The 10,862-nt window shown below is 63.2% G+C and carries 13 protein-coding genes; 11 read left to right on the top strand and 2 right to left on the bottom strand.

What is annotated here, in order from left to right; genetic code table 11:
- Positions 1 to 2: 2 nt before the first annotated feature.
- The 11 genes from narI (at position 3) to AC6BYQ_RS02950 (ending at position 9,506) form a co-directional block, all read left to right on the top strand.
- Complete coding sequence (narI, locus tag AC6BYQ_RS03000) at positions 3 to 680, top strand: respiratory nitrate reductase subunit gamma (RefSeq protein WP_019452883.1); 678 nt, start codon at positions 3 to 5, stop codon at positions 678 to 680.
- A gap of 273 nt (positions 681 to 953) precedes the next feature.
- A complete protein-coding gene (locus tag AC6BYQ_RS02995; RefSeq protein WP_019452882.1) occupies positions 954 to 1,961 on the top strand; it encodes a 3-oxoacyl-[acyl-carrier-protein] synthase III C-terminal domain-containing protein in 1,008 nt (335 codons plus the stop codon).
- Positions 1,958 to 2,974: an NAD-dependent epimerase/dehydratase family protein gene (locus tag AC6BYQ_RS02990; protein WP_498056260.1), complete on the top strand. Its 1,017-nt coding sequence runs from the start codon at positions 1,958 to 1,960 to the stop codon at positions 2,972 to 2,974. The genes AC6BYQ_RS02995 and AC6BYQ_RS02990 overlap by 4 nt, the downstream gene beginning before the upstream one ends.
- On the top strand, positions 2,967 to 3,773 hold the full coding sequence (locus AC6BYQ_RS02985; RefSeq protein WP_498056259.1) for an MBL fold metallo-hydrolase: 807 nt from the start codon (positions 2,967 to 2,969) through the stop codon (positions 3,771 to 3,773). The genes AC6BYQ_RS02990 and AC6BYQ_RS02985 overlap by 8 nt, the downstream gene beginning before the upstream one ends.
- Entirely contained in the window at positions 3,770 to 5,056 is a 1,287-nt protein-coding gene (locus AC6BYQ_RS02980; RefSeq protein ID WP_498056258.1) for a F390 synthetase-related protein, read from the top strand. Before AC6BYQ_RS02985 ends, AC6BYQ_RS02980 begins: the two co-directional genes overlap by 4 nt.
- Positions 5,053 to 5,670, top strand: a complete 618-nt coding sequence (locus AC6BYQ_RS02975; RefSeq protein ID WP_498056257.1) for a phosphatase PAP2 family protein — start codon at positions 5,053 to 5,055, stop codon at positions 5,668 to 5,670. The genes AC6BYQ_RS02980 and AC6BYQ_RS02975 overlap by 4 nt, the downstream gene beginning before the upstream one ends.
- Positions 5,667 to 6,800: a sterol desaturase family protein gene (locus AC6BYQ_RS02970; RefSeq protein WP_498056256.1), complete on the top strand. Its 1,134-nt coding sequence runs from the start codon at positions 5,667 to 5,669 to the stop codon at positions 6,798 to 6,800. The genes AC6BYQ_RS02975 and AC6BYQ_RS02970 overlap by 4 nt, the downstream gene beginning before the upstream one ends.
- A complete protein-coding gene (locus AC6BYQ_RS02965) occupies positions 6,793 to 7,875 on the top strand; it encodes a fatty acid desaturase family protein (RefSeq protein WP_498056255.1) in 1,083 nt (360 codons plus the stop codon). Before AC6BYQ_RS02970 ends, AC6BYQ_RS02965 begins: the two co-directional genes overlap by 8 nt.
- Positions 7,872 to 8,957: an acyl-CoA desaturase gene (locus tag AC6BYQ_RS02960; protein ID WP_498056254.1), complete on the top strand. Its 1,086-nt coding sequence runs from the start codon at positions 7,872 to 7,874 to the stop codon at positions 8,955 to 8,957. The genes AC6BYQ_RS02965 and AC6BYQ_RS02960 overlap by 4 nt, the downstream gene beginning before the upstream one ends.
- Before the next feature lie 106 nt (positions 8,958 to 9,063).
- A complete protein-coding gene (locus AC6BYQ_RS02955; protein WP_074053976.1) occupies positions 9,064 to 9,288 on the top strand; it encodes a hypothetical protein in 225 nt (74 codons plus the stop codon).
- On the top strand, positions 9,285 to 9,506 hold the full coding sequence (locus AC6BYQ_RS02950; protein WP_198636705.1) for a hypothetical protein: 222 nt from the start codon (positions 9,285 to 9,287) through the stop codon (positions 9,504 to 9,506). The genes AC6BYQ_RS02955 and AC6BYQ_RS02950 overlap by 4 nt, the downstream gene beginning before the upstream one ends.
- 179 nt (positions 9,507 to 9,685) lie before the next feature.
- Here AC6BYQ_RS02950 and AC6BYQ_RS02945 read toward each other — a convergent pair whose 3' ends face one another.
- Both AC6BYQ_RS02945 and cydB read right to left on the bottom strand, forming a co-directional pair.
- Positions 9,686 to 9,838, bottom strand: coding sequence for a DUF2474 domain-containing protein (locus AC6BYQ_RS02945; protein WP_004934619.1), 153 nt, complete (start codon positions 9,836 to 9,838; stop codon positions 9,686 to 9,688).
- A 14-nt stretch (positions 9,839 to 9,852) separates the two neighbouring features.
- Complete coding sequence (gene cydB / locus AC6BYQ_RS02940) at positions 9,853 to 10,860, bottom strand: cytochrome d ubiquinol oxidase subunit II (protein WP_063918510.1); 1,008 nt, start codon at positions 10,858 to 10,860, stop codon at positions 9,853 to 9,855.
- Between the last annotated feature and the right edge of the window lie 2 nt (positions 10,861 to 10,862).

Raw genomic sequence — 10,862 nt, 5'->3', positions numbered from 1 at the left:
TCATGCAATTTTTGAATCAGTTCTTCTTCGACATCTACCCTTATCTGGCCGGTGCGGTGTTCCTGATCGGCAGCTGGCTGCGCTACGACTACGGGCAGTACAGCTGGCGCGCCGGTTCCAGCCAGATGCTGGATAAAAAGGGCATGCGCCTGGCGTCCAACCTGTTTCACATCGGCATTATCGGCATCTTCGCCGGCCACTTCCTCGGCATGCTGACGCCGCACTGGATGTATGAGGCCTTCCTGCCGATCGACGTGAAGCAGAAGCTGGCGATGATCGCCGGCGGCGCCTGCGGCCTGATGACGCTGATCGGCGGCGCACTGTTGCTCAAACGCCGGTTAACCAACCCGCGGGTGCGCGCCACCAGTAGCTTCGCCGACATCATGATCCTGACGTTGCTGGTGGTACAGGTGTGCCTCGGCCTGCTGACCATTCCGTTCTCCGCCCAGCATATGGACGGCAGCGAAATGATGAAGCTGGTGGCCTGGGCCCAGGCGGTGGTGACCTTCCACGCCGGCGCCTCTGCGCATCTCGAAGGGGTGGCGCTGATCTTCAAGCTGCACATGGTGCTGGGCATGACGCTGTTCGTGCTGTTCCCGTTCTGCCGCCTGGTGCATATCTGGAGCGCGCCGGTGGAATACCTGACCCGCCGTTACCAGCTGGTGCGCAACCGCCGTTGAGCCTGACCTCGCCGCCGCTGATCCCCAGCGGCGGCGCTATTCCGATAATTCGCCCGCCGTCTGCCCATTCTCCCCGCCATGTCGTAAACTGAATATCTCAGTCATGTTACGCTTATGCTTACGCCGACGGACGTCGGCCCGTGGTAGCCGATAACAAGAGATACCGCCTTGATGAAAGGCATTTTGGGATATAAAAACCGGGGATGATCCGCGTGGCCTTCGCGTCGTGCGGGAGAATCGCTTTATGGATAGTCAGGTTAATCAATAACAATAATGACCACACAATTTTGCTCACCCGAGCCGCTGCCTCTGAAAATTATCGCCACCGGGGCTGCGTTGCCGCCCAACCGCGTGGCTTCTTCTACGCTCGATGCCCGCCTGGGGAAACCGGCCGGCTACGTTGAGAAACGCTCGGGCATCGTTTACCGCTATCATGCCGCCGACGACGCCAGCCAGGCCGAACTCGCCGCCGCCGCGCTGCAAGACGCGCTGGCTCGCAGTGCCCTCCCGGCAGCCTCTATCGACCTGCTGATCTCCGCCTCGGCGATTTCGGTACAGGCGCTGCCGTGCACCGCCGCGCATATTCTCAAGGTGGCGGGGCTGGCGCCGGGCACGCCGGGCTTCGACATCAACAGCAGCTGCGTCAGCTTTATCTCTGCGCTGCAGGTGGCGGCGGGGCTGTTGAACGCCGGAACGTATCGACGCATCGCCATCGTCTCGGCCGATCTCGCTTCACGCGGCATCGACTGGCAGCACGAAGAGTCGTCGCTGATCTTCGGCGACGGCGCCGCCTGCGCCATCGTGGAACGCGGCGACGGCGCCAGCGGCATCCTCGCCAGCCTGGTGGAAACCTATCCCGCCGGCAGCGAGCTGTGCGAAATCCGCGCCGGCGGCACGCGGCGCAACCCGCGCGCCGGCATGTGCGAGCAAGACTTCCTGTTTCATATGCAGGGCAAGCCGCTGTTCCGCCAGGCGTCGGCGCTGATTGAGGATTACCTCGACCGGCTGCTGAGCGCCAGCGGCTTGACCCTGGCGCAGATCGCCACCGTGGTGCCGCATCAGGCCAGCCATCTGTCGCTCGAACATATGCGCAAGCGGCTGCACGTCTCCAGCGAGGCGCTGGTGGATATCTACCGCCATCATGGCAATCAGGTGGCGGCGTCGATTCCGACGGCGCTGCATGCCGCAGTGACCACCGGGCGCTTCAATCCCGGTCGGCCGGTGATGCTGATCGGCACCGCCGCCGGGCTGGCGCTGGCCGGCATGGTGTTGCTGCCATGAGGGTGCTGGTCACCGGGGCGACCAGCGGGCTGGGGCGCAACGCGGCGCAGTGGCTGCTGGAGGCGGGATATCAGGTGCGCGCCACCGGCCGCGACGAGCGGGCCGGCGAAGCGTTGCGTCAACTGGGTGCCGAGTTTTTCTCGCTCGATCTGGCGCAGGCCACGCCGCAGCAGTGCCGGCAGCTGGTGACCGGCTGCGAGTGGGTGTGGCACTGCGCGGCCAAGTCCTCGCCCTGGGGCGGCAAAGCGGAGTTTCACCGCATCAACGCCGCCGCAACGGAGAAACTGGCGGAGGCGGCGGGGCGCTGCGGCGTGCGGCGCTTCGTGCATATCTCCACGCCGGCGATCTACTTCGATTTTCGGCCGCATTACGATCTTGACGAAGGTTTCCGTGCCCGGCGCTTCGCCAATCATTATGCCGCCAGCAAGCACGCCGCCGAGCAGCGGCTGTTGGCGCAGGCGAAAACCTATCCGCAAACCACCTACATTATTCTGCGGCCGCGCGGCCTGTTTGGCCCGCACGATCGGGTGATCGTGCCGCGGCTGTTACAGCAGCTCGAACGCGATCGCGGCGTGCTGCGGCTGCCCGGCGGCGGGCAAGCGCTGCTGGACCTGACCTTCGCCCCCAACGTCGTGCACGCGATGGAACTGGCCAGCCGGCAGCGCGGGTTGCCGTCCGGCGCCGTTTACAACATTACCAACCACCAGCCGCAGCGGTTGGCGGAGATGCTGGATGCGTTGCTGCGTCAGGAGCTGGGGCTGAGCTACCGGCTGCAGGCGGTGCCTTATCCGCTGCTGCACGCGCTGGCCGGCGGCATGGAGCTGTGGGCGACGCTGAGCGGCAAGGAACCGCTGCTGACGCGCTACAGCGTGGCGGCGGTGCATTTTGACATGACGCTGAGCCAGACCCGCGCGATTGAAGAGCTGGGCTATCGGCCGCGTTACTCGATGGAGGAGGGCATTCGCCTGACCGGCGAGTGGCTGCGGCAGCAAGGAGGCATACAGCATGGCTAAGGTCACCGTTTTTGAAGTGGGTTACTGCACGCATATCGGCTGCATGGCGCTGCGCGGCGCCGGGTTCCGGGTGTGCAAATTCCCGGCGCGCGCCTATCTGCTGGAGGTGGGAGAGCGGCGCTGGCTGTGGGATACCGGCTATGCGCGTTATTTTCAGCAGCACACGCAGTCGGGGCTGTTCAGCCTTTACCGCCGAATGACGCCGGTCTATTTCGATCCCGCCGAGTCGTTGGTGCATCAGCTGCGCGCTGCCGGTTACGCCGAGGGGGATATTCAGACGCTGATCGTCTCGCATTTTCACGCTGATCACATCGCCGGGCTGCATGATTTCGGTCAACTCGACTTTATTTGTTCTGGCGAGGGCTGGCGGCAAACCCGTGATCTGCGCGGTTTCGCGGCTCTGAAGCGCGCCTTTATTCCCGGCCTGATCCCGCCGGATTTCGAGAGCAACCTGCAGTTTATGGAAGCTTTTCCCTCGGTGGTATTGCCCGCGCTGCTGGCACCGTTCGAGCGCGGCTATGCGCTGCCGGGCAGCGAAGGGCAGATCGTGCTGGTGCCGTTGCCGGGGCATGCGGCCGGCCATATCGGCGCCTTTATTCTCACCGACGCCGGTTGGACGCTGCTGGCCAGCGACGCCGCCTGGTCGCCGCAGAGTTACCAGACGCTACGTGGGCCTTCGCGCCTGGCCAATCTGGTGATGGACGACGCGGCGGCGTATACCCGCACGCTGGAGCGGCTCAACCAGCTGTGGGCGGGCGGCCAGGTCAACATTTTGCTGTGCCACGAGGGGGACCTGTGATCCCCTTCATGACCCTTTGGCACTATTTCCGTGCCCGGCGCCTGCGCTTTGGCGATCGTGCGGCGCTGGAGGCGCATCAGGCCCGCCAGCTCGCGGGCTTTGCCCGCCGGGTGCTGAGCAAGAGCCCCTATTTTCAAGGCTTCAGCCGCCGGCCGTTCGCCGAATGGCCGCAGATGGACAAGGCGTTGATGATGGCGCAATTCGATCGGATGAACACCGCCGGGCTGCAGCGCGATGCGGTGCTGGCCTGCGCGCAGCGCAGCGAGGCGGATCGCGATTTCACGCCGAAGATCGGGCGCTACAGCGTCGGATTGTCGTCCGGCACCTCCGGGCAGCGCGGCGTGTTTGTCGTCAGCCCGCGCGAACAACAGGTGTGGGCCGGCGGCATGCTGGCGAAGATGCTGCCGGACGGGCTGTTGGCCGGCGAGCGCGTCGCGTTGTTTCTGCGGGCGGACAATAATCTTTATCACAGCGTGAACAACCGTTGGCTGAGCCTGGCGTTTTACGATCTGCTGGCGCCGTTCAGCGGGCATCTGCCCGCATTGGAACGGCAGGCGCCGAGCATCATCGTGGCGCCGGCGCAGGTGCTGCGCGCGTTGGCGTTGGCGGTGCTGGCCGGGCAGGTGAAGCTGCCGGTCAAAAAAGCGATCTCGGTCGCCGAGGTGTTGGAAGAGCAGGATCGCCGCCTGCTGTTGCAGGTATTTCCGGCGGTCGGCGAAGTGTATCAGGCTACCGAAGGTTTCCTCGCCGCCACCTGCGCGCACGGTACGTTGCATCTGAACGAAGAGTTCTTGCATATTGAACCGCAGTGGATCGACGAATTGCGTTTCACGCCGCTGATCACCGACTTTACCCGCCGCACCCAGCCTATCGTGCGCTATCGGCTGGACGATGTGCTGGTACTGCGCAAGGAGCCCTGTCCGTGCGGGCAACCGACGCGGGCGATCGCCCGCATCGAGGGGCGGCGTGACGATCAGCTGATGCTGCCCAATACGCAGCGGCAACCGCAGGCGGTGTTCGCCGATGCCTGCAGCCGGACGATCGCCAATGCGCTGCCGTTAACCAGCGATTACCGGCTGATCCAGCATGGCGAACGGCGATTGGAGCTGATCGCCGATTGCAGCCAGTCTGAATTGGCGCACTGCCAGGCGCAGTTGAACGCGCTGTTCGCTCGCCAGGGCATCGCCACCGAGCGGCTGGAATGGCGGTTGACGGCGCAGGCGGTGCTGCCGCAGTTCGACCGCAAGCGGCGGCGCATTGTGCGCCGGGCGGAGGAGGCATGAAAAACGCACTGTTCAGGCTGTGGCAGATGCTGCAGGGCTGGGGGACGGTTGGCATCGTGTATAACCTGACCGATCGCTTGCAGGGGGCGGGAACGCTGTTGCCGCCGTCGGTGCTTGACCGGGCGATCCCGTTCAGCCCCTCGGCCATCTGGCTTTATCTGTCGTTCTTCCTCATCGTCCCGGCAGGCTATCTGTTGGCGCCGCTGCAGCGGATAAAATGGCTGACGCTGGCGATGCAGCTCACCGCGTTGGGCGCCGGTGCGGTTTATCTGTTGTGGCCGACCACCATGGCCTATCCGCAGAACGATGGCGTTGGGATCAGCGCGCAGCTGCTGGCGGCGTTAACCCAGGTGGATTCGCCGCAAAACTGTTTGCCTTCGTTGCACATGGCGTTGACGGTATTGGCGGTGTGGGCGCTGAGCGACGGGGAGCGCAAAATGCGCACGGCGCTGTGGATGCTGTGGGGCGTGGCGATCGCGTTCTCCATTCTGCAACTGCGCCGCCATTTGTTTGTCGATCTGGCCGGCGGCGCGCTGTTGGCGCTGTTCGCCGGCTGGTTGGCTCTGCGCATGCAGACCCTGCGTGGGCGCGTGGTTAAAGGAGAAATGGGATGAGCGATCTGGCGTTGCCGATAGTGTTCATGCTGTTCATCGTGGTGGCCGAGGCGGTGGCGTTGCAGTGGGGGCGCCGTGAACCGGTTAACTGGCACGATCTGGTGTTCAACCTGAACTCCGGCCATATCATGCTGTGGCTGTTCCGCGGCCTGGAAATTACCTGCTACGGCTACGTGGCCGCACATTTCAGTCTGGGGCTGGTAGACGCCTGGCCGTCGCTGTTGATGTGGCTGTTCGCTTTGCTGGCGTGGGACTTCGGTTTCTACTGGCTGCACCGTCTGCACCACCGTTTCCGGCTGCTGTGGGCGGTGCACGTGGTGCACCATCAGGGCGAGCATTTCAATCTGTCGTTGGGGGTGCGCAACTCCTGGTATTCGTCGTTGACGTCGATCCCGTTCTTTTTGCTGCTGGCGCTGGCGGGCGTGCCGCTGTCGGTATTCGTCACGGTGTCGATTTTTCATTACAGCATCCAGCTGTTTAATCACAACGCGCTGACGCCGAAGCTCGGCGTGCTGGAAAACATTCTGGTCACGCCCGCGCACCACCGGGTGCACCACGTCAAGGACATGGCGTATTCCAATAAGAATTTCGGCGGCAGCTTTATCTTCTGGGACAAGCTGTTCGGCACCTTCTGCCCGGCATTGCCGACCACGCCGTTCAGCTATGGCGTCAGCGGCGACAGACCATCCGCCAACCCGTTCTGGGCGAGCAATCTGCCGTTCCTGCGTTATTTACGGCTGGGTTGGCGCCCGACGCCCGGGCGGCCGCGCGACCGCCGTTCGGCGTTCAGCGTATTCAGCGGCGCCATGCTGTTGTTCTCATTGGTGGTCGGTTACGTCTACCAATACGGCTATGGCTACGCTGACGTCAGCTGGCCGCAAATGGCGCTGCTGGCGTTGCTGGCGTTGGGATCGGTGGCATTGGGCGGCATGACGGAAGGGCGGCCGTGGGCGAGCGCGCTTTGGTTGTTGATCGCAGTAGGCATGCCGCTGCTGTTTATCGGCTATCTCGGCTGGCCGCAGCGCTATTGGCATATCGCCATGGCTGCCGTGGCGCTGCATGCCCTGTGTGTCGCGCTGGGCTGGGGGCGCATGGCCGCGTCGGTCGCCGTGGAGGAGCCGCATGGTTGAATCACTGCCGCCGCTGAGTTTTCCCGCCGATGGCGAACAGGCATTCCACCGCGATCTCAAACGTGCGGCGCATGCCTGCCTGGCGGGCGATCATCGCTATGCCGATGCCGCGCGATTGGCCAAGGCCGCGCTGCTGATGGGGTTGTGCATCGGCTTTTACGCGCTGAGCCTGCTGCAGCATCAGCCCTGGGCGTTTTTCCTCTGTTATTTCCTGTTCGTGACCATGGGCATGCTGCTCAACGTCAACGTCAATCACGATGCTTCGCACAACGCTTTCCTGCGCGCGCCCTGGGCCAATCGCCTGGTGGGTCGGTTGGTGACATTGCCGCTGGGCGTCGATCCGGACTATTGGCGCACCCGGCACGTGGATTACCACCATGTTTACGCCAACGTCGAACACTACGATCTGGACACCGAAGAGAACGGCTTTTTCCGCCAGACGCCGTTCCAGCGCTGGCGGCCCCATATGCGCTATCAACATTTTTACTGGCCGCTGATCGCCGCGCTCTCGTTGCCCTACATCGCCTGGATTTTCGATTGGTCCGATCGGCTCGATAAAACGCCGCTGCGGGAAAAACGCGTGCTGGCCGGGCGCGGCGGTTGGGCGCTGTTCGTGCTGTGCAAGCTGGCCCATCTGGCGCTGGTGCTGATTGTGCCGCTGATCCTGTGTCATTTGCACGGCATCGGTTGGGGATGGGTGCTGCTGGCCTACGCGCTCAGCCAGATGTGCGCCTCGCTGCTGGTGGTGTTCCTGCTGTTGGGCACCCACTGGGCGCAGGCCGAGTTTTACCCGGCGCCGACGGGCGAGACCATGCCGCACGGCTGGTACCGGCACAATTTTGCCACCGCCTGCGACTGGCAGCCCGAGCCGCGCTGGCTGGAGCACCTGACCGGCGGCTTGAACTATCACCTGACGCATCACCTGTTCCCCGGCTGGAATCACCGCCATTACCCGGCGCTGGCCGCGGCGGTGGCGGAGGTGGCGCAGCGGCACGACATGGCGTACCGCTGCATCGGCTATCGCGAACTGCTGGCGCAGCAACAGCGTTTCCTGCGCCGCATGGGGCAGCCATGAAAGCGCTGCGACCGTTAGCCTATCGGCGCGACGACAGCGGGTTGCATCGCGCGCTGATGCAGGCCGCCCAGCATTATCTGGCGACCAATGGCGACCACCGCTTCGCCGACGGCGGCATGCTGGCGAAGGTGGCACTGCTGCTGGCGCTGTGCGGTCTGTGTTACGGGCTGAGCCTGCAGCAGCAGAACGGCTGGGCGTTTTTCGCCTGTTACTTCGGTTTTATCTTTATCGGCATGTTCCTGACGGTCAATGTGGTGCACGACGCCTCACACAACGCGTTTTTCCGTCGGCCCTGGGCCAACCGCTGGCTGAACGCCCTGGTGAGCGTGCCGCTGGGGCTGGATCCTGACTGCTGGCGCGTGCGGCATGTGCTGTTCCACCATGCCCATAACAATATCGAACATTACGACCCCGACATCGACGCCAACGGCGTGCTGCGGCAAACGCCGTTCCAGCGTTGGCGGCCCTTTATGCGCGCACAGCGTTACTATTGGCCGCTGGTGGCGGCGCTGACGTTCCCGTACTACATCTGGCTGTTCGACTGGCTGGACCGGGCGGGCTGCACTCGCGTGGCGGCCCGCATGGCGCAGCAGGGCGTGCGTGGCTGGAGCGCTTTTCTGGCGGGGAAGGCGGCGCACCTGCTGCTGGCGCTGGCGATCCCGTGCTGGCTGCTGCCGCCGGCCATCGGCATCGGGCAAATCCTGCTGGTCTATTTGCTGAGCCAGATGCTTTCTTCATTGCTGTTCGTGATGTTGATCATCGGCACCCACTGGGCCAAGGCCAACTTTTACCAGGCGCCGGCGCAGGGCGCGATGCCGCACGGCTGGTATCATCATGTGTTCGCCACTACCTTCGACTGGTTGACCCGGCCGCGCTGGCTGGGCTACTGGCTCGGCGGGGCGAACCTGCATTTGACGCATCATCTGTTCCCGCACTGGAGCCACCGCCATTACCCGGCGCTGAGCCGCATTATCGGCGAGGTGGCGCCGCGTTTCGGCATCGACTACCGGCTGCTTGAGTTGGAGGAACTGTTGCGTCTGCAGCAACGCTTCCTCAGCGCGATGGGACGCAAGCCGCACTAGCGTTGCATGCGGGTTATGCGAGACGTTACGCAGTTCACTAATTGAACGATATTTACCCTTCCAGTAGACTTTCTCCCTGTGAATCAACGGCCACAGGAGGTGGGGTATGCGGAGTTTACCTATTCGGTTATCGAACAAAATTGATGATGATCTGAACGATATCGCCCGGCGTCATGGGATGGAAAAAACCGAGGTAATCAAAATGGCGTTTGCACTGATCGCCATTGCCGATAAGTATTGGATGAAACAGGATGGTACGTCCCTTGGGATCGTGCGGGAGAACGGTGAACGGCTCGAAGCGGTGGGACGGGTCGTGGAGATCTTCCCATGAACATCGAAAGCCATAATCTGCGCGATGAAGCCAGCCAGGTTTATCTGGAGCAGGTGTTGGTCTTCGACGAAATGGAGCGGCTGCGCCTGGCGCGTCAGGTGCTGTGCGGGATATTTGCGGTCAGCGTGGGCGTATTCGCCGCCCACGCCGTTCCTCTAAATAATTGGAGTTGCTTCCCGACGGCAAGAGCGCTCATCCCCGGGAGCTTACACAGGTAAGTGACCGGGGTGAACGCTTGCAGCCAACACAGAAGCAACTTCAAGTATGACGAGGATATTGGGAGAAAAATGAAGCGCTGAGCCAGGTGTTCGAGCTGGTGAAGATCGGTGCCTTGCCGCTGGTCACGCTGGTGGTCTCTTTCTACTTTCCCAACAGCGCGGCCAGATAAGGCGCCGCGTTAATGCGACTTCATGCCCGCCGCGGTCATCAGCAAGCGGAACAGTGAGGCGACCACGAACAGCCCCAGCACGCTGGCGCTCCAGATGATCACCAGCCAACCGATGCGTTTCCACCAGGGCGCCGGGGCGGCTGCGGCCGTTTTATCTTGCATAGCGTCCTCCCTCCTCAGTGATAGCCGTGTTCATGGCTGATCTTGCCGCGGAACACGTAGTAGCTCCAGAAGGTGTAGACCAGAATGATCGGGATGATAAACAGCGCGCCTACCAGCATAAACCCAAGGCTCTGCGGCGGTGCGGCGGCGTCCCACAGGCTGATGGCCGGCGGGATCAGGTGCGGCCAGATGCTGATGCCGAGCCCGCTCAGGCCGAGGAACACCAGCAGCAGCGTCAGCATGAACGGCGAGTAGTGCGCGCCGCGTTTCACCCCGCGTTGAATTCCCCAGGCGCTGAGCAGCACCAGCACCGGCACCGGCAGCAGCCAGAACAGGTTCGGCAAGGTAAACCAGCGGGCGGCGATTTCCGGATGGGCGATCGGCGTCCAGATACTGACCGCAGCCAGCACCAACAACAGGATCGCCAGCAGCGGCGTCGCCAGGTGATACATGCGCGCCTGCAGATCACCGGCGGTTTTCATCACCAGCCAGGTGCAACCGAGCAGGGCGTAGGTCACCACCAGCCCCAGCCCGCAGAACAGTGCGAACGGCGTCAGCCAGTCCAGCGCGCCGCCGGCGTAGGTGCGCCCCTCGACCGGGAAGCCGTTGATCACGGCGCCCACCACCACCCCCTGGCTGAAGGTGGCGAACAGTGAGCCCCAGATGAACGCCTTGTCCCAGATATGGCGCTTCTCCGGTGTTGCCTTGAAGCGAAACTCGAAGGCTACGCCGCGGAAAATCAGCCCGATCAGCATCAGCGTCAGCGGGATCGCCAGCGCATCGAGGATCACCGAGTAGGCCAGCGGGAAGGCGCCGAACAGCGCCGCGCCGCCCAGCACCAGCCAGGTCTCATTGCCGTCCCACACCGGGGCGACGGTGTTCATCATCAGATCGCGGTCGTCGCTCGCTTTCACCCACGGAAACAGGATGCCGATGCCCAAATCGAAACCGTCCATCACCACGTACATCATGGTGCTGAACACGATGATCACAAACCAAATCAGCGGAAGATCGATGCCCATGT

It is taken from the genome of Serratia sp. LTN-2 (assembly GCF_059740205.1).
This window is presented reverse-complemented; position numbering and strand designations above follow the sequence as displayed.